The sequence below is a fragment of the Gloeothece verrucosa PCC 7822 genome (assembly GCF_000147335.1).
In the GTDB taxonomy this organism is placed as follows: Bacteria; Cyanobacteriota; Cyanobacteriia; order Cyanobacteriales; family Microcystaceae; genus Gloeothece; species Gloeothece verrucosa.
Map to the genome: position 1 here is coordinate 228,387 of NC_014534.1, position 22,851 is coordinate 251,237.

The window sequence follows — 22,851 nt, forward strand, 5'->3', positions numbered from 1 at the left end:
TTTTACCTTATCCGCACGATAAAACCATGATAGCGCAAGTACAAAAGTTCCAATCAGAATTAGAAGTTCCTTTTTTCGACACTTTAACCCAACAAGATTTAGACACGAAGCCCATCACCATTAAAAATTCAGTAGCCGGCTATTTATTTGAGGGGGTCAACTTTAGCCTCGGTAGGATTTATAATAAAACGAAACCAGAGCAATTGCGTTCTTTTGAGGGTAAAACCCTCGAATTCGCCAATGGAGATAAATTTTACTTTGCTGATAGGCAGGTGAGAAACGAAATTTACCCCGTTGACTCCGATGGGGCAGCCTATGGCTCAATTCCCTTCACAGGTTGTCAGAATTTTCATGAAGTTAAAGGGGCAAAAATTTTAATCATCGACGATCAAACCGGAGACAACACTATCGGACTCGGTAAAGAAGCGGCTAAAAAGTTAGTAGGGGACTGCTTTGGAAAAATCGATTACAAGCTTCACGCCCTTATAGACGGAAAATCCTACACACCATTTCAATTTAGGCTAGGTTCACGCGCCCAAGACAACAATCCCGCCGCCCGTATTGCCAAGGGAACGCTTGCGCCAGCTAATTTAAAGAAAATCGGCAATGGCTATGATCTAATTATACCGACGAGCGCATTTAAGGGGCGAAAGGGAGATGATAACCAAGCCATCAAACCGGGGGAGTATGAAATTACTTTAGGACTGGGACTGAAAACACACGCCTATTACGGCGAACACAGTCTGGGTCCGCAGGTTTTGGTCAATTATCCTTTGGCTTGTGCTGCCTTTGTCGAACAAGCCGAACAAAGACTCAAAGAATTAACTCAAATCGTCTCAGATCCCATAAAACTAGCCCACGATTATTTAGAGGTAACTGAGCGCAGATATCGCTATCAAATCGAAAATCAGACGAATTTTACTGAAGAATTCGACGGCGAGGAATTATCAAGTGATGAAATCGATACGATGTTAGATAAAGCCGCAGCCGAAGAAAATGACGAGATTGTTTATAACCTGCTCAAAGCCGATGTTGAGGGACACTATCAACTACTCGACCATCCTAAAATAGTGGATGCGCTCAATAAACATCTTCAAAATCAATATAAAGAAATTGCAACCGGTAGGTTTATTAAATTCAAGGGCGCACTTCTACAACCGAGCCTGGAACTTAAGGACAATGAGTTCTGTGACCCCAATTTACCAAATGGGGCAGAGGTTATTGTCACTCGTTCCCCATTTCTTAACTCCAATAATTTTATAGCACTCACCAATCGCTATATCCCCGAATTGATGCCCTACAAGGGCGTTGCTTGGATGAATCCGGTGGCGGCGGCTAATTATCTCCAGGGGGACTTTGATGGTGATCGCATAGCTTATGCCCTCAGTAATCAAGATCCGCAGATAGCTATCTTAGCAGAAGAAGTAAAAGAAAAACAGCTTCCTTCCAACCGTTATGCGGATGTTATAAAAAAAGCTAAAGTTCCCTATCAAGGCAGCTTTGAGGAGATCGCTCTATCCGCTAAAGATAACCAGATAGGACTAATTGCCAATCAAGTGATGAAGGTTATAGCTTTAGAAATAGAGACAACGATGCTCCCCCTAAACGACCAAGAAAAATACCTAAAAACCGTTAACTCCCATTTTAACGAATTGATCGCAACGGATTACTCTCTACCTTCAGAGTTAGAAACATTAAAGCCGCAAATAGAAGCGAACACGAAGTGGCGCTCCGCGCTCGCCTCCTTTAACTCAAATTCCGACTTAAGTGAAGCAAAGCTAACAACGCTGAGGAAATTTCTTCATGAAATAGTTGGGCTTTTAGGTAATGAGTTACAAGTGGCTGTCGACGGCCCCAAATCAGCCCTACGACCAGACCAAGGAATTTTAAAAGCCATTAAAGAATTAACGGATTATCGCACTGTCGGTTGGTTGGAAGACCGCAAATCGGAAGAGGTGTATCGTGAGCGTCCCATGAATAGCAACACCTATTCTCCAATAGACCTATTGGTCGGCCCGGTTAACGAACAATTCTGTAAAAATAGCTTAGAAGCTCGGCCAGCCCATCAGTTCCGTAATCTATTTGAAGATATATCTTACAGCGAAGCGCAAAAAAAATTTATTGATCGGGTTCGAGTCGAATATAATAAACGCCAAAGCCAAGCCCATCAATTGAAAGCCGAGCTATCCAAATCACTCGGTCCAAAAATTAATCTTCATACACGCAAAGGTAATATTCTCGAAGTTATCGATCTGCTCAACGGCTCCAACCATCCCCAAACATACAGTTTGGATAAAATGACCATTTGGGTTCGGGAAAATAATAATAAAAAACATCCCGAAAAATATATGGTATTAGCTCAAGTTCCCGGTCAATTAAATAATTACGGTAAGCCCTTGTATAAACGAATTGGGTATTTATCGATCGACTCAGAACGACAATATGGTCACTTTATCGAAGATTTAATCAAAAAAAACAAAGGCTCTCATGCAGACTTGGGCACTTTGCCGGTAGAGATCTTACACAGTATAACCCCTGAGCAAGTCAGCGCCGCTTTTAAGGAACTAAAGCAGTACGCAGAGCAAATTCGTTTCTCAATTCCCGACTCCGAAAAGGTGTCTTACGCGGCGGCGATGTGGGATTTGTGTAATGCACGAACTAATAAAGAAAATTCATTTAAAAAGGCGAGTGCCGCGTTTGCTATATTTGCCCCCGAAATCCAATCGAGACTAAGCAGCCTTCAATTTAAGTCTTTAGAAGTTTCGGGTATAAAATCGCCATCAAACCAGCATCAAGGACGCATTTTTAATCAAGAAAAACTACCTATAGAAATTGGGTTTGAAGCTAATCCAGATGACCCCAATCATAACCAGCGAATAATCCTAGTGGATGGGAAAAGATTGGGGCGTTTCGCCGGGGAATCCCCCCAATTGCCCGTAGGCACGAAAGCGCAGGGATGGGTAAGCACTCCTCCAGGGGCGGGAGTTAGCGCCACGTTAGCGGATGGGGCAACAATTCGGATAGGAGTTTTAAAAAATTATAACCATGCCATGACCAGCTTCGGGCACGACTCAAGAACATTAGAAATTGACTTTGTGAAAAATCCTAGAGGAGAAGTTGAGCCGGCAGTTAAATTAGACGGAGAAATTTTAGGACGTATTACAGACAAACAGTCACAGCAAATTTTAAGGCGTAAAGGATTGCTACAAAAGGGAACTCAACTAACAGCGACATTAGACCGAGATCCCCCATCAATAGCCAAAATTGAAATCGATGCAAGTACAGTTGAGTATCCGCAGGTAATTACGCCCAATAAGGCACTTGTTACGCCGCCTAAATCTTTGCCTACCCTCCTCTCAAGAGGGATTTATCAATGGGAGGACATTGACGGGAAGGTGCTTGATAAAGATACATTATTGTTAGCGGTGGATAGCCGCAAAACCGAGCCAACTGAGGGATGGTTTTTAAAACAGGGGGTTCCCTTAACCCTTGATGTCTCAGAAAGCGAAAAATCGAGGATTAGTAACTATGCCATCTATAAAGCCCAGATTGAGCTTATTCCAGAAAGAACCCTTTCCAAGTTAGTAAGTAAATTCGGGCAGCCAAGGGATGCGGAAAGATTTTTTGAAGCACTTCTTGGCAAGGATATTGACAACAATAATACTAAATATAGCTGGTCACGCTACCCACAAGCCGGACAAGCCACCTATGAAGTTTCAACCCAAGGGGATAAACGATTGAGCGCCCTGGTTGCGCGGCTTGATGACGGGCGAACCATTGAAGAGGCATACCAGTTAGATGTTAAAGGCTACCGTTCTTCCCCAACTGATAAAGACTGGCAAAAGGGCAAAGGTAAGCCGCCACTCCTCGAAAAATCAACAGACCAACTCTGGAGTGAATATAAAGCGTTGTGGCAGCAGTGGGTTTATGAAAATCCCCATTTGATGATTGAACTGGCTAATACAGCCAAAGGAAAGACCCTTACCGATAAATTTGCTACGAGCGATATTTCCCAAGCCCGTGCCTTAGCCGAAATTCTCAATGAAAATCCGCAATATACTAATACTTGCCCTGGCATTAAACCCAATGATGTTAATTTGCTAATTCCCCCTTCTTCAAAAGCATCTGTTGAACAAAATCGAGTAAAAGATCGGGCAATGGCGGCGAGTGCCACTCAATTTATTGGCCATAGTGCCCAGTCCGACAAAGATGTTCTCTCTTCTACGGCTAAATATCAACAGTGTTGGGAAGCGTTTGGATTAGCTAATACGGGAGAGTACACCAAGGATGATGTAATCATGATCAGTGGTTCTGGCCAAGAGCGCGGCGTGACTGATGAACAAATTAAAACGACATTTGAGCAGCATTATAAGCCGCTACTTGAAAAAGCGATCGCAGCCGAGGCAAGCTTTGTGGTTGGAAATGCGGCGGGAACTGACAAATTGGTTCAAGGTTATTTAAGCGAAAAAGGGTATAAGTTTGAGCAGACAGCGCAGGGATATTTAAAAGCTAACTCACAACAGTTAAACCCGCAGCAGGCCGAGTATACAAAAGCGATCGCGCCGGTTGTGTACGCTTTTCTTGCCGTTCACGACAAAACTGAAATTAAAGGCAATCATAATGACATTAAAATCGAAGAAGACCGATTGACAATGCAAAATAAAAACGGTAAATATAAAATGATTGCTTCCTACTACGGTAAGGATGCTCAAGGAAAAGCCATTTGGCAGAGCGAATCACTTCCCGCTAATAGCCCAGGTTTAACTCAAGATGATGTCGATCTTTGGAAAGATCCGGTTATTCTTGAGATAATTTCTCAAAAAATTCATGTTAGGCAGTCGAGGGGACGATAATTTTGATAAAATTATCCTTCGAGGCATATACTTGACAAAAATTAATGAGTTTCGCGCTCAAATTTAATGATACAATCAAACAAAACCCTTAAATAAAGGAAAATATCATCTTAGTAAAACTGATATCGGTTAAGTCTCTTAAGCCAATCTCTGTATCGTTAGCTTTTTTTTAATTATGCCCCGTTCTGCTAGACTTCATAAAGAACGCAAAGCCCAAGTGCTTGAGGCTCTCAAACGTAAAGGATTTTTAACTCAGGGTGACTTAGCGGCACATTTAGAGGTTGCTTTATCGACAATTAATAATTTTATTAATAGTAAACCTGTTTATATCACTAAATTTGAAGAAATTTGTCATGCTCTAAATTTGGATAAACAGGCAATGTTAAAACCTTTAAATGAAGAAGTTAATAGCAATTTAGCCAGTCAAGAAGAGATAGAAAAAACGTCTTTATTTTCTTTTATTGCTTATGATGATTATTGGGTAGGGCGAAAAGATTTAATTACATCTTTGACGGAAAAATTACAAGGAGCATTTCGTTTTTTATTTATTCTAGGCTTGACGGGGATTGGAAAAACCGCACTAGCGGAACGTATTATTTTAGAAAGACAAAAGACATCTTCTTTAACAAAAAGCTATGATTTGAAGCGGGTAAATTTTGAGGCTTTAGGGAATGCTACAGATTTTATGACAGTGGCAATTCAATGGCTAGAATCCTGGAATATTCCAGTAGCTTCACAACAGCGAAACCCAGAACAAGTGATCTGGCATTTAACACAATATTTACAACATAATACCGTTCTTTTACTCTTTGATTCTTTTGAAAATTTGTTAGTAGGAAATGAAGAGGAGGGATGGGGAAATTTAGCGGATAATTGGTGGGAAAAGTTTTTTTTAAGTTTATTGTCGGCACAGTCTTGTCAAAGTCGGATTATAATTACATCTCAAGATTTACCTTTATCTTTAGTTGAACAACGCTATAATCAATACTGGTATTGTCATCTTTTAACAGGATTAGATGAAAATGAGCAAGAAAATTTATGGGAAATAACAGGTTTTAATATTGATGATAATTTAGAAGAAAAGGTGTTGTTAATGCGTTTAGGAAAAGCTTATCAAGGACATCCATTAGTTTTACGAGTAATTAGCGGAGAGATTTGGGAATCGTTTGGAGGAAATGTTAAAGCTTATTGGGAAGATGTTAAGAGTAAAATAGAAACAGTAGAAACTGCACTAGCTGAAGCCGAAAATGAAGCACAGAAACAAATGGGAAGTGAAGATAATTGGAAATTACATAAGTTAACGAGAAAAGTCCGTTTAGAAGTGAATAAACAAAGATTAACTTCTGTATTTAAGCGGTTAGAATCTCAGTCAACCGATGCTTATTATTTAATTTGTGCCGCGTCGGTTTATCGTATTCCCGTACAGGTACAGGGATGGTTGATGCAGTTAGCGGTATTAATTAAGCGAATTGAAAATCAGCCTTGTAATGAAGAAAGACAAGAAATGGCATTGGAAGAGTTATGTTATCGATTTTTAGTTGAAGAGTCAGTTAATCCAAATAATCAACGAGTATTAGGATTGCATCATTTAATTCGGAGTGTAGCATTGGAACATTATCAACAGTTAATAACTAAGTTAAAACAGCGATCAAAAACGGCTTAAACTAGAAAGCATAAAGCAGATTGTTAAGTTGATTAAGTTTAAAAATTTGGGCTTTATTACTAAATTTTTTAATTATTTTAAATCAAAAATGAGTATAACCACCTTAAATACAAGTCAAGAATTATTTCAAGAACTAAATATTAATTTAGATGAAGTGCCTCTTGAGTATCTTGCTGATTATACGGCTATTACTTATTTCCTTACCATTGAAGGATCATTACCTAGTCATGTATCTAATTTAGAAAAGGTACGAAGATACTTAGAATCATTTTATCATTTATGTCAGATAAAAGACTGGCAAAGAAGTTTAATTGTATTACAAATCGAACCAGAGGCAAAAATTCAAGAAGAATTACACAATCTTTTAGGTATCTGGGGTTACCACGAGCAACAAAAATTGATTTATCAGAATTTGCTTTATAAAGTTAACCCTCAATGCGATGCTACTTGTTTAACTGGATTAGGAAACGTATACGATACTCAAGGTAATTATTCTTTGGCGATAGAGTACCACACCAAGCAACTAGAATTAGCTCAGGAAATAGGTGATGATTCAGGAGAATGGATAGCTTTAGTTGGTTTAGGAAATGTACAGAAAGCTTTAGGAAATTTTCAAGACTCCTTAACTTATTTTCATCAGGTGTTAGATATTGCTAGACAAATTAAAGATATTCGAGGAGAAGTCATCGCTTTAGGAAGTTTAGGAAATATTTACATGGGTTTAAATAATAATGATGAATCAAAAGAGTATGCCGAAAAATGTTTAACTTTAGCACAACAACATCAATTCTCGCTCTTTGAAGCTAGAGCGGCAATAATTTTAGGAAATATTAGTCGAGATGAAAATAATGTACAAGCGGCTTTAAACTGGTATCATCATGGGTTAGAAATAGCTCAAGAATTAGACGATATAGCTGTGATTATCGATGCAATGCGAGCGCTCGGTGATAGTTACGAAGAGCTTGGTAATTCTCTAGAAGCTTTAGATTGGTTACATAAAAGCTTGGAAATAGCTCAGGAGTTTGGGGATAAGGCAATAGAAGCAGAAAGTTGGCGGGGTTTGGGTAATGCTTATGCAACGTTGGGAAATCTAGAGCAAGCTATTTTTTATTACCAAAAACGCCTTAATTTTTTAGAATTAACTGAAGATAAGGCTAATATTGCTAGTAATCTTCAGGGATTAGCTTTAGCTTATGATAAATTAAATCGATTAGCTGAAGCCATTAAATATGAGGAAAAACGGTTAAAAGTTTTGAAAGAATTAGAAGATTGGCAAAAAGTGGCTGATTGTTATGCTTATCTCGGTTATGCTCATCTAGGCTTAAATAATTATTATGAAGCTTTAGAAAATTTGATGGCTGCTTTAGCTTTGCAAAAAGAACAAGGTAATCAAAGAGTAAAAGCTAATACTTTGTATAATTTGGCGGAATTAATGGCACATTTAGACCAAATTACTCCTGCATTGCAATTATGTCAAGAGGGTTTAACGGTAGCACAAGAATGTGATTTAGAATTGGTAGAAGAGTTCAAAGAACTACAAGAGTTGATAGAAGCTTATTCTCGGCAACTTATTGAAGAGAAAGATGATGAAGTTTGATTTTAGTCTTTGAAAGTTGCTTTTAGGTGATTTTTGAGCATTAACTTATTTATACTTGTTTTTATTGGTATTTTCGTTGGAAGTTGTTGATCGCTGAAACTCTTATTTTTTGGTTGTATCCCACGTAATGCTTTATCTGACTGGTTTTGAGGAGTGTGCTTTAAGGGCTTGTTGAGAATTAATAGCGATAATTTTCTCGTTTTTTTCTATCCTACGAATTTTTGCTGTAGAATGAAGTCAGAGCAAGCCTTTTAGAAGGTAGCCTTTTCTCTTAGGAGAAAACTAACAGAATGGAAACACTGTTTTTACGTGGCGCTCAGAGTACGCAGATCTTTTCTCTTAGGAGAAAACTAACAGAATGGAAACTTGCCATTCCTGGCAGTGTGTGAACATATTCCTGCAAACTTTTCTCTTAGGAGAAAACTAACAGAATGGAAACAGCATTAAGTGCCTCTATTTGAGAGGCTTCTAGAAACACTTTTCTCTTAGGAGAAAACTAACAGAATGGAAACTGTGCAGACTGCATAGCCACATATAACACCCTATTATTTAATTCTTTTCTCTTAGGAGAAAACTAACAGAATGGAGAGGATAAGTAAAAAACTTATCCTTTTTTTAATTGAAAAAATAATTACTAAAACCTAGATAAAAATAAGCCCACTTAACTCAGTTACGAACTCAGTTACCAACTCAGGTCAAAAAATTTCAACTCAGGGATGAACTCAAATATACCTTTGCGATGATGGAATCAACGTAAAGCAAAGGAGTGCAAAAACTTGATTTCGAGTATTAACCCTAAATTTTCCTTAAAACTATGCAATTTCCTCTAAACGAACTCTATTACGCTTGGGAACAAGTACGTCGAGGAAGTCCATCCCCTGGAATTGATGGGATAACAACCGACTTATTTGCTGGAGTCAAAAAAGACGAATTAATTCGACTGCAACAGGAACTAATCGAAGAAATCTATCAACCTTATCCCGCTAGAGGCTTTTATCTGCCCAAAAATAACGGAGATAAACGCTTACTCGGAATTCCCACAGTGCGAGATCGCGTAGTGCAACGGTGGTTACTCGAAGAGATGTATTTACCCCTAGAGGAAGTCTTTACCGACTGTAGTTATGCTTACCGTCCAGGACGCGGCATCCAAATGGCAGTAAAACATCTCTATTACTACTACCAAATTCAGCCCAAATGGATTATTAAATCTGATATTCGCTCATTTTTTGATAGTCTCAATTGGTCGATACTTCTAAGCACCCTAGAACACCTAAAACTAGACCCAATTATCCAACAACTGGTAGAACAACAACTCAAATCCGGTATTGTTCTCAACGGTCGTTATTTTCCCCGAAACCAAGGGGTACTACAAGGTGCAGTGTTATCGGGAGCATTAGCCAACCTGTATCTGAGTGAATTTGACCGAAAATGCTTAGAAAAAGGCATTAATCTTGTCCGTTACGGAGATGACTTTGTAGCCGCTTGTCATAGTCTTGGGGAAGCTGAACGAACCCTGAATTTAATCACCCAATGGTTAGATCGGATTTATCTGCAACTTCACCCAAAAAAGACAGAAATCTACGCCCCAGACCAAGAATTTACCTTTCTCGGTTATCTATTCAAAAAAGGACAGGTTTATGCGCCCCTACCGCCAGAACCTCGTAAAAAAGGCTATCCTCTAGACCCTTCGGGAATGCCGCGACGACCTCGGCCAATTTACATCCATTCATTCCTCTCCCAACCCCCAAAAATCTGTTCCCTCAAACCCAAAACCTCAACTCAACCCAAGATTTTAACCAACCCAAAACATTACTTTGTTGACACCATGACTACTTTATATATTACCGACCAAGGTTCCTATCTCAAAGCACAAGGCTATCAATTCCATATTTTCTATCAGCGTGAGTTACGCTGTAAAATTCCCGTCAATCAAGTCAGCCATATTGTACTATTTGGTTGCTGCAATATTACTCATGGTGCGGTGCGATTAGCTCTTACTCGTCGAATTCCCCTATTATATCTGTCCCAACGGGGTCGCTATTTCGGGCGCTTGGAAACCGAAGGACAAGCCAAGGTCGAGTATCTTTCCCAACAGGTAAAGCGGGCAGAAAATTCTGAATTTACCCGTTTACAGGCAGAAAACATTGTCCGAGCCAAGCTCAATAACTCAAGAGTTTTATTGATGCGTTTAAACCGTCGTCGCTCTAATTCTTCAGTTAAACAAGCCATTGCCAACCTAGAGAAATTAAGAGATAATCTACCCTTAGCAAACACAATGGATGAATTACGGGGTTATGAAGGAAAAGCGGCTACAGTATACTTTCAAGCCTTGGGTTCTCTATTCCAAGCTCCTTTTACCTTTGAAAAACGCAGCAAGCGGCCTCCTACTGACCCTGTAAACAGCTTACTGAGTCTAGGATACACCCTTCTGAGTCAAAATATGCACTCCTTTGTAGAAGCGATGGGATTGCATACCCATTTCGGCAACCTTCATGTTCCTCGAAATAACCATCCTGCCTTAGTTTCTGACTTAATTGAGGAATTTCGCGCCCCATTAGTCGATTCTTTGGTGGTTTATTTGGTTAATAAAAAGATTTTTACCCCAGAAGATTTTACGCCGCCTGATGGACGTAACGGAGTCTATTTACATCCAGATTCCTTGAAAAAGTTCCTTAAGCATTGGGAAGAAAAGCTACACAGTGAAATAACTCATCCTTACACCCAATATAAGGTCAGTATGCGCCGTTGCTTAGAACTACAAGTAAGAGAATACATCGCCTGTTTGATGGGAGATACAGACGGATATCGGCCTATGCTTTGGGCCAAGTAATTTAAAGGCAATACCTCAGAGTTAGATGACGAACAAAACACTTTACCTAGTTTGTTACGACATTGTACAGGATAGCCGTCGGAATCGGGTGTCTAAGTTATTGGAAGCTTATGGTTGTCGTGTCCAAAAATCTGTTTTCGAGATTTTAGCCGCTAAATCCCAATACGACAAGTTAAAACACAAGCTGGAAAAAATGCTCAATTTAGACGAGGATCAACTACGTTTTTATATTATTCCTGAGCATTCCCGAAGCAAGACTCTTATTTTAGGCATTCAACCCGATTTTTACGTTGATGACACTGCCTTTATTATTTAATTTTTTCCTCCAAACAACAACAACATAATGGGAGTCTCCACAAAAAAACAAATGAAACAGGAAAGAGCGCCGCCTTCAATTCCGTTATTTAGCCTACAATTCACCCATAAAGCTCAAAAACAACTCAAATCTTTATCTCCTCAAGTCCGTCAGCAATACCAGAAGGCATTTCATCTGCTTTCAACTCAAGGAACTCATTACCGAAGTTTAAGAACTCACCGTTATCAACAAAAAAAAAGCACAATTTGGGGATCTTCTGCTTCTATGTTCCTTCGTTTTTACTGGAAATATCAAGACTCTTCTGTTATTCTCATTATTTTTTTGGGTTCTCATTAATAATTAGTTAGACATAGTTAAGCCTGAAAAAACCGGCACAGGAAACAGAGAAAAGCTGACGGGTTGAGGAATTTCGTCACCAATTGAAAGACAATGATCATGTATCAACAAAAAGCCTCATCCATAGACCTATATTCTAGCGATTACCGCGAAGCTTTATCAGATTTCGGCGTTGTGTCTCTGATAGAAAAATTAGAGCAATTAACTGAAAATCAGTTGCAAAAGCCAGAAATTGAGCAATTAACTAGACTATTAATTCAGCAACTCATCAATACACTATCTTATGATTGGATAGATTCTTATCTCAATGTTATTGAAAAAGGACAAGGGGACATAATCTCTCATCTTCTTTCCTGCAACCAACACTTACCTATACCTTGGGATAGCCCATCTTTTTTCCTCAATGCGGCTAAACCCATGTATGCAGTAGGAACAGTAGTCAGATGGCGAACATTCGATGAACCAGAATTAACGGATTGGGGCATTGTAATGGGTCGCTTTTATGGCTATGCTCCAGAAAATGGGCGTTGGATGTGGTGCTATTTAATTTTACTTGATATTGATGCTCCTTCTGCCCTATGGTGTGTGGTAGATACAGCTTGGGAACAAGATTTAGAGAGATTTGAGGATGAGTAAACAAAAACCTTTGCGTTATCGAGAACGAAAGTTGCTGAGGGTTTATGCTCACTGTGAATTATCCATGACTCCTCAAGCATTTTATGGCAAATGGGACGTAAATTACGAACAAATAGCGGAAATTTGTCATCGTTCCTTGTCTACTGTTCGAGGATGGTTTCAACAAGGAGAATATTATCGCTCTCCTAATTCTAGCGATTTACGGCATTTAGCCATGATGGATTTTATCTGGCAAGAGTTTGAGGCAATTCCTGATGAATTATGGCAAAAATTATGCAATTCAGATTAAAGCATTTTTGTCAATATCACCCTGATATTTTTTTGAGGAATGAATTTGCCTAAAGTGTGAGTATTCCTAATCTTTAGGAAACTAATAGAATGGAAACATAACCCATTTGAACAGGAAAACATGGAGGAGAAAGCTAATTACCTGTTTTCTCCTCTTAATTATAAGTAAATGTTTGATTATTTTTCGTAGCTTCCGGTTATTAGTGAAATCATAATATCATTAAGTAATCTACCTCTAAAGTTAGTCACAATTGTATTACGTTTTTCGTTCAGTAAACGCATTTTATCGTCGGGGATTCTTCCTAAGTTGGGAGGAGAATAAATAATAAGTGGTACTCGATCTTTTTTCTGACTTAAAATATCATCAATATCATTCTCCCAATCATGCCAAAACACTAAATACAAAGAGACATTTTCCGAACGTCCAATATCACTTTTATCGCTAATATAAATAATATTGATCCGTGTAAACAAACCAGAATCTTTCAATAAATTTGTTAAGATAGATAAATGCTCCCCTTTAGCAAAAATGGCAATGCGACTTTTGGCTAATCCATTTCCAAGTCTCAACAGTACAGGTAAAATACCTCTAACCCATAAAATTATTCCTTTCACAGTAATAATAATTACTATGATGGTGCTGATATAACCAAAAATATCTAAAATATGTTTGATTTTGTTTATCATAATAGTAAACAGGGCAGGAATTTATTTATAAATTAATATAATTTTTCATTGTAACATAAGTTACATAAGAATAACTTGCGGCATTAAAGCTGTTTTTGCGAAGGATACTGAAAATCGCTGAAACCATCATTCTTTCGTTCTATCCGTCGATGGCTTACCCGGACTGGGTTTGGAGGTTTTTGAGCATCAATTTTTCGCTATGAATCGGGTTATTTTTTTTATCCGTCGCAAATGGGCGGTAGAATGTAGGTAGGGAGAGCGTTCTAGAAGGTAGCCCTTTTCCTCTTAGGAGGAAGCTAATAGAATGGAAACTTCATCTTCTGGTATCTCCTCTATCCTTAGCATCTGCTTTTCCTCTTAGGAGGAAGCTAATAGAATGGAAACTTATAGTTCCCTCCACTTATTAATGCCATCTCTCCTGTCAACTTTTCCTCTTAGGAGGAAGCTAATAGAATGGAAACCCTGACAAGCAAGCAACGATATCTCCTTTGATTGTTTGCTTTTCCTCTTAGGAGGAAGCTAATAGAATGGAAACTCCACAGAAGAAGGTAAAGTCTTCCTGCGCCCTCTTATCTTTTCCTCTTAGGAGGAAGCTAATAGAATGGAAACCCAGTATTCAAATTGGAGGTTCTCTAGCTCCAAAATAACTTTTCCTCTTAGGAGGAAGCTAATAGAATGGAAACTCCTTGGCAGAATCTTGGCGGCTTATAGAATCAAAAGTTTTTTCCTCTTAGGAGAAAGCTAATAGAATGGAAACGATAATTCTATATTTGTGAATGCAGTAAATAAATAAATTCTCAAAAAATAGAGTATTATTCTAGTGCCAATAATCCCGTTAACTTGATGGGAGCTATCGTTGATGCCGCTTATGTCCTTAAAAGTTTGCATAGATAAAGAAAAATAAAGATGACTAGACAAGACAAACTGTTTTATTTATCATCATAAAAACGCAATAACGTAATGTTCAGATTTTAGTTGAGGAGATTTGTCAATGAAAGTCTTTATTAGTTGGTCAGGAAAAACCAGTCGTCAAATTGCTGAAAGTTTCAGAGAATTACTTCCTTATATGTTTGAAAGAATACAACCCTTTGCTTCATTTGAAGATATAAAAAAAGGAGAACAAGGAATTCAAAAAATTCTGCAAGAATTGGAAAATAGCAAATTTGGTATTATTTGCCTTACCCAAGAAAGTCTTAATTCTCCTTGGTTGAACTTTGAAGCAGGTGCATTAGCAAAAACCCGTGATAGTCAACTTTATACCTTTCTTTTTGGTATTACTCGCCAAGACTTAAATTTTAGTCCTCTGAGAGATTTTCAATCGACTTATTATGATAAAGCCGATGTTAAACAACTCATGAAAACCATGAATGAGAATTATGATTCTCCTCTTAATGAAACCATATTTAATAATAAATTTGATGATTTTTGGATAAAACTTTCAACTAAACTTGACCCAATTTATGAAAGCTTAAAGAAAAATGTCACCTTAATTCTTGAAGAACAAGAATTAGTTATTACCCAAGAAATTAATGACATAAAATCCATATTTTCTAATTTAAACTTACAAACTTATTTAATTGAAGATATTAAAAATATTTCCCTTTCTTCTGACTTAATTATCTATGTTTATAGTAAATCACATCAATCAAAAGATAAACTACAGCAAATAGTTGATTATATTAAAACTCAAACTCAACAAGTCAAACCCTCCTTAATTATTTATACTTTAGATAACAAAAGATTAGAAGGAGATGAATGGACAATGGCTAAAGATTACATATTTGCTAACTTTCCCCAAACTTTGATTGAGAGATGTAAAGAAGTATTAAAATAAAAAACAAATACAAAAAAAATAAGATATTTCTTAACATAATCCGCGAAAAAAACAAATTATAATGGATGAGTGGTGAACTTTCATAAATAAATTAAAAGGTGTGTCAGTCTTATTGGGAAGCAAAAATTAGGGGAATTATTCACCCTTTTAATCTAACAAAAATCGAAAACTTAATAGGTCAAAATAATGAAAATAAAGGTTATTGGGAAACATTAAAAGTCCTTTTAGCTCAATCGACTCTTGACCTTAATATAATTACTTTAGCGGCAGAAATTGCTAATGCTAGTGACCGAACCGTTCTTAATTCTTTATCGATTTCCCTAGAAAACAATAATGATTTTAAGGTTTCTCATTTGCTTTCTGGAGACTCTCTAAACTTATCTTTATCTTATTCTAACTATCAAAAACTTTTAACCTCTGCTGCCTCTCAACAACCCTTGTCTCACTCTTCTTCGGAAAATACCAACACTATTGAACTTGAAGAAATAAAAGAACTCTATTGGTGGTTATGGCGTTGTTTACCAGAAATAATATGTCAAAAATTAAGTAATCAAGACAACTTTCTCCTTCCGGCTTCTCTAATTCTTCCTGATGCCTCCATTTGGAGTTATGCAAGTATTACCTCTGCAATCGCCGGTGCATTAGTTGGATATTCTCCCTCACAGCAGCAAGAAAAAACCTCAAATCAACCTCAAACTCCTTATCTTGCTACCTTTAGTTTTACTCCTATTCAAGAGATTATCAAAGCCAGCCGTAAAATGAGAGATTTTTGGGCTGGTTCATGGGTTTTACACTATTTATCTGCCAAAGTCTGCTGGAAATTGGCGCAAATCTACGGTGCAGACTGCCTAATTTATCCCAGTTTATTTCAACAACCTTTAATAGACCATTGGTTAAGGAATAAATGGCCAAATTTCAGCCATTGGATTGATAAACCGACAGAAAAAGCCATTTTAACCGCAGGATTTCCCAATGTTATAGTTATCTTATTGCCCTCCGATAAAGTGCCAAGTGCCATGCAAACGGCGCGAGAAACAGTGATTCAAGAATGGTTAGTATTAGGTAAAAAAGTCTTTAAAGAATTAGAAAATAGACGTTGGACGAGAGAATTAAGCGAAAACAGTCCAACATGGCAAGAATGGTTAAGATATCAATGGCAAACCTACTGGACTGCCTTACCCATTAATAATAAAGTTGACCCGCTTACTTGGCAAATTAAAGAAAATTCCGAGGCATTTCAACAGTGGCAGGATGAATTAAACAGAATTTGTCAGTTAAATGAGGAAAATAAACTATTTAATCTGAAAGAACATCAATTTATCCAAGCTGTTGCCCAAGAAAAGCCAGATTTAAGAGTTAATATAGGGTCATGGTGGTGTTATCTCTTTGACCAATTACGCTTAACCGCAGGAAGCGTTAAAAATAGCCGTAATTGGTGTATTCCTAGCTCATTTTATCCCCGTTCGACCATTTCGGGCCTAGGTTCTGTTGTTTATCCTCAACCGCAAGATTATCGCCAACGAGTAACGGAAGGGGATACCCGTCAATATTGGCAAGAACAAGGGGGATTATTCGATGGAAATGAGCAACTTAACGCAACTGAAGTATTAAAGCGAGGATTACACCGAATTTTACCAGAATTATTATTTAATGACCCTAATAAAAAAATTCCTTATTATTATCCTGATTTAAGTTCAGGGGTTGCAGGTTGGTTAAAATTTTATCCTGATAGAGAATCTAACTTTATTAAAGCGTGTGAGGCAGTTAAAGCAAAATTTGATTGGACTTATCGTAAAAGACATAGTAACGATAAACGAAAACCATTAGAATTTCCGGCTATATTACCTTGGGGTATCCCTTGGATAGATGAAGATAGCAGGCGAAAAGACTGGCCAAATCCGCGCTTACTCAATGCAGGATGGTTAATTGATGATTTTCCCTTAGATACAGACGAAAGCTTACAAATCCAAAAAGATGAAGCGGCAAAACTGCGAAACTGCATCAGTAAATATTTTAATCAAGGGAATAATCCCACTGATTGGTATGTTATCGCCACAGGAGACGGAGATGGCATGAGTAAATGGCTAAAAGGAGATAAACTTAACAATTATGCGGATTATATGTTGTTAAATCAGCCAATTTCAAATAATGAATCCATTAATAGGGCTATTCAAGGAATTTCTGGAATAAAGAAGCGTATGGGGCCATCTACCCATAATGCCCTGAGTCGTGCGCTATTAGACTTCTCCAATCGTCTTGTTCCCTATCTTACAGAAGAACGCTATGCAGGGCGCTTAATCTACAGTGGAGGAGATGACGTTCTTGCTTATACCAATCTTTGGGAATGGGATAACTGGTTATGGGATATAAGAGAGTGTTTTCGGGGAAAAGAAGACCCTAGAGGCGAATTTAATCATGAGGGTAACTACTGGAAGCGCAAAAGCGATAATTCTCGTCCTCTCTTTACAATGGGAAAAAATGCCACCGTTAGCTTTGGAGTCGTTATTGCTCATCATTCTGTTCCCCTTGCGATTGCTTTAGAAAACCTTTGGGATGCTGAGAAAAAAGCGAAAAATTACCAACATCAAGATAAGAAAAAAGATGCGGTGCAAGTACGAGTTTTATTCGGTAATGGGAATAAATTACAAGCACTCGCTCAATTTGATCTATTTTATCATTGGAAACAACTGATTGAACTTAAATTAACTAAATCCATAGAACCCAGTTTATTTGAAATAGCGGCGCAACTATGGGAACAACATCCCGCACCTTGTATTAACGCCATCAAACCTTGGACAATTGCTTTTTGTGAGCGTAGAGAAGGGTTACAAGGGGAAGATAAAGAACGTTTTCAAAATCAATTAGAAGATACCCTAACAGCAATTTATAATAACACTCCTGAACCTCCCGATAGTGAAATAAAAAACTGGTTAAAACTGGCTGCTTTTGTCTTACGAAATCGTAATATTAAACCAATACAAGGGGAAAATAATGAATAATTTAAAGTGGTATCGGATAACCCCCTCAGATGTTTTCTTATTTCGTGATGCAAAACCCTTTTCCCCTGGTGCAAGAGCATGGGCCGGTAGTATCTTCCCCCCTCCGGGACAGGCCATTGCAGGAGCAATTAGAGACTTAATTCAATCGAATATCACCATAAAGCTAACTGGAGCATTTCTTACTTACGAAGACGAGCTTTATTTTCCATTTCCCTTTAGTTATAACCAAGAACACCTCTGTAAGAGGGAAAATAATACTGCTGTTCCTATTCCTGTAGTTCCCCTCAATTGGGATAACCATCATCCCTTGTATAATCTCCTAAAAACTGACCCAAATCTGCCTCAACCGCTAGTTTTTGAGAGTAAACATCCCTTTAATGACAAGTTAGAAGGTCAATATTGTGCTTATTTAGATTATGAAACGATTTTAGAATATTTAAAAACAAGTCAAATTTCAGTCGAAAAATGGCAAAAAAATCGAATTAAAGACAATGAATCCCCTCAACCTTGGAAAATAGAAACCCGTCCCCATAACACCATAACCCAAGGTACTCGTCAAGTGTTAGAGGAAGATGGTTACTTTGTGGAAAATACTATTCGCCTACAGGATGGATGGAGTTTAGCAGTAGGAATTAAAGCAAAAAATGAAGGCGAAAATTTAAAATTAACGGATAATTCTCAAATTATACGCTTAGGTGGTGAAGGACATCGTGCGATTCTTGAAAGTTGTCCCCAGTTAGGAGAACAATGGCAAGAATTAGAAAAAATATCCGAAGGAAATCAGAAAAAAGCCGGTAAAAAAATTGCTTATTTAGTCACACCTGGGGTTTTTGAACGGAGACAACGCAATAATCATCCTCATTGTAAACCGTCCCCTTGGGAATGGACGACTGCTTATCCCAACAATCCTAATCAAGAGAAAGGATGCTTAGTCAGTTTCGCCACCGATAAACCGTTAGTTATTAGTAATCGAATGCGTTTTGGAGATAATATTAGCACTCCTGCGCCACAAGTTTATGCCGCACCTGCTGGTAGTGTTTATTACTTGGAATCTGACTCAGAGATTACCCTATATCAAGATAGTAACGCCTCTAAACAAATTCAACGTTGGCGAGATTTAGGTTACAGCGAATTACTGTGGATTTCTTATCAATAGAAAGGAGGATTATGACTCAGTTAAATTGTGTTTACTTATATCTTTATTCTCCCCTTCATACAGGAGGAACAACTCAAGAAGGTAACTTAGTAGGAATTGCACGAGAATCCCATACTAATTTACCTTATATTCCCTCTAGCACTATTAGAGGACGTTTAAGAGCAAGTATTGAAGATAAAGACTTACGAGTTCAATTATTTGGGCCAGAATTAAAAGATATAGCGCCGCCATCTAACGAAAATTTATCTAATGCTTCCGAAGAAGTAAGTAACAATTCTGAAGCTGACCAAACATCAAATAGTAATAATTTAGAACAAGGAGATATTTGGATAGGAGATGGTTCACTATTATGGTTTCCTCTTGCTTCTTTAAGTCATGGTGTGGTTTGGATTACTTGTCCTCGATTATTGCAACGCTGGAAGCGCTATTATCCCTCACTTGCTGATATTCCTCAAGCTGGTTATTATACAAATTTGGATACAAAAAATCCTATTTATTTACGGGATGCCGTAGTCAAAAATGGTTTAAATAAGTGGGATAAGTGGGACAAGTTTATTCCCAAAGGTAACGTTAATACAGAGATTGATTCTGTTTTGCTTTTACCAAATCAGCATTGTGCTACTTTAATACAAATGGGATTATGGAGACAAGTAAAAATCAAATTAGATGAACATAAATCAGTAGAAGGCGGATTTCGTTACGAAGAAGCGATTCCTTCAGATACTTTGATGTATTTTCCTTGGGGATTAACAGCAAAAGTGAGAGATATTGACGAAATCGAACTTGAAAATGAAAATGGCAAGAAACAAAAAGAATTACACGCAAAACGAATTAAACTTGCTCAAAAATCTCAAATAGAGTCTCCAAAAGATATCGAGATTGTTAACAAACTTTTCACTAAACATCTAGAAAATAAAAATCAACAAATTCTACAAATAGGAGGCCAAGAAAGCTTAGGTAGAGGATTTGTTGAACAATGGATATGGAATCATAAAAATACTTCTGAGAAAACCCACTCGCAACCTATGGAGGTATAATAAATCATGACTGTTCAAGTATTTGACCCTAGAGCATTAGCTGAACCCGTTTATGATACTTTATCAAAACTTAGACAAGAATATGATAAAGCCTTAGCTAATAATATTATTAATAAAGAGCAACGGGATAGCCATCTCAAAGAACAAAAAAATCAAGCAGTTGAACTTTATACTTATCTCGCCACATGGGGTTTAATGCGGCTAAAAGCAGAAGAATTAGCTTTAAATAAGAAAAACCTTAATAGCAATTCATCTATTAAAGAACGAGTAGAAACCTCCCAATATGGAAAACTAGAGGTTGTGCGAGAATTTTTTGAGTGTCTGAAAAAGTTAATTCCCGATTCTGAGAATAAATTAGAATTACGAAACTTATCAAAAATGGATGTTGATGAATACTTAGGAATTATGGGATTAGGGTTAGCGATAGCTCAAGAATTTAGTTTTTGGGCAACGGCTATTTATTATGATATTAAAGGAGATGAATAGCCATGAAAAATGATCACAAATCTACTTCAAAAGCTTTTGAAAGACCTCCTAATCCAAAATCAGCCAAATCTTCCCAATCTTCAATCCCTAAAAAAATGAATTTTTCTCCAATATTAAAAGACGAAAATTTATTTCCTTTTCTGATAGATTTTCAAAATTTACCAGACTTGCCAGTTGATGCTAGTTTTGTAGAATATTTGCGCTGGATGAGAGAATTAAAAACCGAAGATTCAGAACAGAATAAAGCAGAGAATAATGCTACTAAATTACACTTGTTACAACTAGCACAAGACGAAAAATATGTCAATTATTGTAAATATTTAAAAAGAGCTAATCAGAGAATAAAAAATATTGTATCTCTTAAAGAAGGTAAAAAAATTATAGTAACTTGTCCTTGGCGAATTAGAGTAGGTGGACATCGAGGACCTGAAAGTATTTTATTACCTGCTTTTGATGCGTTGGGAATTCCTTTTATTCCATCTTCAACTTTGCGAGGAATTGCTAGAAATCAAGCGATTCGAGAGGTGATGAAAAATAATCCTGACTTATCATATCAAAAAGCAGAACAACATGAAACTATTATTGACCATTTTGGTTCTTTAGAGACTAAAGATAAAAGTAAACGTGAGGGAAAAGTTACGTTTTTAGATGCTTATCCTGTTGATGATAAGTCGCCATCGGGCGGATTAAGCTTAGATATTGCTAATAATGTTTGGAAATGGGGAGAAAATAATTTGCCAGAGTATCAACCAAATCCAAATTTATTCTTATCTTTAAAACAACCAACCTTTTTGATTGGAATAATCCCTAATCATTATTGTGAAAAAAAGCAACTAAATAAGGTTGAACAATGGTTACTAAAAGGATTAGCAAGTGGTGTAGGTTCTCAGATAAATTCTGGTTATGGATGTTTAACTAAAAGTGGTAAGTATGAAAATGATGAAAACAAACAAAACATTTTAGTCGAGGTTGAATTTACGTTAAAAGGTCAGCTTATTAATAGTTATAAATATTATAATAATTTATCAAGACCTTATAAAAGCGAAAAAAATTGCATTAAAAGAGATAAAAAAAAACGTCCTCAAACTTTAGATACCTCACAACCAGAAGTCAGACCAATTGCTTTTAAATCAATGTTACGTTATTGGTTTCGAGTCATTGCATTAGGAGTTTTGCCTAAAATACGAGTCAAAGAACTAGAAGCTTTTATTTTCGGAGGAATTGAACCTAAACATCGAGGATTAATTCAAGTGCAAATACATAATTCTGATGACGGAAATTTACTAACTCAGAAGAATTTTGGAACACAAAGCGGTAAACTGATTATCTTAGCATCTTATGAATTATCACAAGATAACTATCAATTATTAACTGATTTTATTGAAGCACTAACTTGGCTAATGTTTCATCTAGGAGGAGTTGGATTAGGTGCAAGAAGACCATTATATGAAAGAAAGCGTTATAATGATCAAGGAAACCGAGTTCCTCCTTATTGGCGTGGGACAGACTTAAAAGCTGAAAATCAAGATGAATTTTGGAAGATACCTGAAACTATTGAAGAATTTAAAAAACGATTTCATGCTCGTCTTAATGATTTTTATAATAATTTAAGTAAAATTCAAAATAGTTACATTCAATTCATGCAAAAGCTCCAACCATCAGTTAATCATGAGAATTACAAAATTAACAGTCAATGCCCTCTAAAAGTTGAAAAAATAAAACCGAGATCTTGGGACGAGGCTCTTGATCAAAATTGTCGAGTTATAGTCTGTCAAGGAATAAGTAATAACTCGAAAAATTTTGCTTTATCTTTATTGCACAGCGAAAACTTAAATAAAAAATATCTTAATTCTTCTGGAAAAAATAAATATTTATGTGGCGATGATGGTTGTCCATCTCCTGTGTTAGTTACTCATCTAAAAAACTATGAAGTTGTAGTAATTTTTGGAGCTTCTAAAATTTTAGAAAAACCTAAAAATGAAGGAGAAAAAGCCAAACAAATTAATCCTAGATATCAATATTTTACTGAGATTAAGCGACAATGTGAGCAGGTAAAAATACTTTGGGATGGTTTAGAATTCCCATCTTAAAGATGATGTATTTATAGCCTAGTAAGATGAGAAACTTAACAAA

Annotated in this window: 15 protein-coding genes and 2 CRISPR repeat arrays; of the genes, 14 read left to right on the forward strand and 1 reads right to left on the reverse strand. The window is 36.9% G+C overall.

Annotated features, from left to right (window positions below):
* Nucleotides 1-26: 26 nt before the first annotated feature.
* The 8 genes from CYAN7822_RS39255 (at nucleotide 27) to CYAN7822_RS31365 (ending at nucleotide 12,520) form a co-directional block, all read left to right on the forward strand.
* The gene (locus tag CYAN7822_RS39255; RefSeq protein ID WP_013334938.1) at nucleotides 27-4,853 is read left to right on the forward strand and encodes a hypothetical protein; all 4,827 of its coding nucleotides are present in this window, start codon (nucleotides 27-29) and stop codon (nucleotides 4,851-4,853) included.
* 175 nt (nucleotides 4,854-5,028) lie between these two features.
* Nucleotides 5,029-6,516: a P-loop NTPase family protein gene (locus CYAN7822_RS31335; RefSeq protein WP_013334939.1), complete on the forward strand. Its 1,488-nt coding sequence runs from the start codon at nucleotides 5,029-5,031 to the stop codon at nucleotides 6,514-6,516.
* Nucleotides 6,517-6,604: 88 nt separating this feature from the next.
* Nucleotides 6,605-8,113: a tetratricopeptide repeat protein gene (locus CYAN7822_RS31340; RefSeq protein WP_013334940.1), complete on the forward strand. Its 1,509-nt coding sequence runs from the start codon at nucleotides 6,605-6,607 to the stop codon at nucleotides 8,111-8,113.
* A gap of 263 nt (nucleotides 8,114-8,376) precedes the next feature.
* Nucleotides 8,377-8,703: direct repeats of the CRISPR family, unit length 35 nt; unit sequence CTTTTCTCTTAGGAGAAAACTAACAGAATGGAAAC.
* Nucleotides 8,704-8,927: 224 nt separating this feature from the next.
* Nucleotides 8,928-10,943 (forward strand): CRISPR-associated endonuclease Cas1, encoded by a 2,016-nt coding sequence (cas1, locus tag CYAN7822_RS31345; RefSeq protein ID WP_013334941.1) that lies wholly within the window; start codon nucleotides 8,928-8,930, stop codon nucleotides 10,941-10,943.
* A 25-nt stretch (nucleotides 10,944-10,968) separates the two neighbouring features.
* A complete protein-coding gene (gene cas2, locus CYAN7822_RS31350) occupies nucleotides 10,969-11,259 on the forward strand; it encodes a CRISPR-associated endonuclease Cas2 (protein WP_013334942.1) in 291 nt (96 codons plus the stop codon).
* Between the two features lie 27 nt (nucleotides 11,260-11,286).
* Nucleotides 11,287-11,595: a hypothetical protein gene (locus CYAN7822_RS31355; protein WP_013334943.1), complete on the forward strand. Its 309-nt coding sequence runs from the start codon at nucleotides 11,287-11,289 to the stop codon at nucleotides 11,593-11,595.
* 93 nt (nucleotides 11,596-11,688) lie between these two features.
* Nucleotides 11,689-12,231, forward strand: coding sequence for a hypothetical protein (locus tag CYAN7822_RS31360; RefSeq protein ID WP_013334944.1), 543 nt, complete (start codon nucleotides 11,689-11,691; stop codon nucleotides 12,229-12,231).
* Nucleotides 12,224-12,520, forward strand: a complete 297-nt coding sequence (locus tag CYAN7822_RS31365; RefSeq protein WP_013334945.1) for a hypothetical protein — start codon at nucleotides 12,224-12,226, stop codon at nucleotides 12,518-12,520. The genes CYAN7822_RS31360 and CYAN7822_RS31365 overlap by 8 nt, the downstream gene beginning before the upstream one ends.
* A 176-nt stretch (nucleotides 12,521-12,696) precedes the next feature.
* Here CYAN7822_RS31365 and CYAN7822_RS31370 read toward each other — a convergent pair whose 3' ends face one another.
* The gene (locus tag CYAN7822_RS31370) at nucleotides 12,697-13,206 is read right to left on the reverse strand and encodes a hypothetical protein (protein WP_013334946.1); all 510 of its coding nucleotides are present in this window, start codon (nucleotides 13,204-13,206) and stop codon (nucleotides 12,697-12,699) included.
* Nucleotides 13,207-13,482: 276 nt separating this feature from the next.
* Nucleotides 13,483-13,963: direct repeats of the CRISPR family, unit length 36 nt; unit sequence CTTTTCCTCTTAGGAGGAAGCTAATAGAATGGAAAC.
* Nucleotides 13,964-14,197: 234 nt separating this feature from the next.
* On the opposite strand from CYAN7822_RS31370, the gene CYAN7822_RS35085 reads away from it, so the two are divergent.
* From CYAN7822_RS35085 to cmr6, 6 genes are all read left to right on the forward strand, one after another.
* On the forward strand, nucleotides 14,198-15,040 hold the full coding sequence (locus CYAN7822_RS35085; RefSeq protein WP_013334947.1) for a toll/interleukin-1 receptor domain-containing protein: 843 nt from the start codon (nucleotides 14,198-14,200) through the stop codon (nucleotides 15,038-15,040).
* Between the two features lie 98 nt (nucleotides 15,041-15,138).
* Nucleotides 15,139-18,039: a type III-B CRISPR-associated protein Cas10/Cmr2 gene (gene cas10, locus CYAN7822_RS31380; RefSeq protein WP_013334948.1), complete on the forward strand. Its 2,901-nt coding sequence runs from the start codon at nucleotides 15,139-15,141 to the stop codon at nucleotides 18,037-18,039.
* On the forward strand, nucleotides 18,032-19,195 hold the full coding sequence (locus CYAN7822_RS31385) for a type III-B CRISPR module-associated Cmr3 family protein (protein ID WP_013334949.1): 1,164 nt from the start codon (nucleotides 18,032-18,034) through the stop codon (nucleotides 19,193-19,195). The genes cas10 and CYAN7822_RS31385 overlap by 8 nt, the downstream gene beginning before the upstream one ends.
* A gap of 11 nt (nucleotides 19,196-19,206) precedes the next feature.
* Nucleotides 19,207-20,232, forward strand: a complete 1,026-nt coding sequence (gene cmr4 / locus CYAN7822_RS31390) for a type III-B CRISPR module RAMP protein Cmr4 (RefSeq protein WP_013334950.1) — start codon at nucleotides 19,207-19,209, stop codon at nucleotides 20,230-20,232.
* Between the two features lie 6 nt (nucleotides 20,233-20,238).
* Nucleotides 20,239-20,718, forward strand: a complete 480-nt coding sequence (locus tag CYAN7822_RS31395; protein ID WP_013334951.1) for a hypothetical protein — start codon at nucleotides 20,239-20,241, stop codon at nucleotides 20,716-20,718.
* 2 nt (nucleotides 20,719-20,720) lie between these two features.
* Nucleotides 20,721-22,808, forward strand: a complete 2,088-nt coding sequence (gene cmr6, locus CYAN7822_RS31400) for a type III-B CRISPR module RAMP protein Cmr6 (protein ID WP_013334952.1) — start codon at nucleotides 20,721-20,723, stop codon at nucleotides 22,806-22,808.
* Nucleotides 22,809-22,851: the final 43 nt, after the last annotated feature.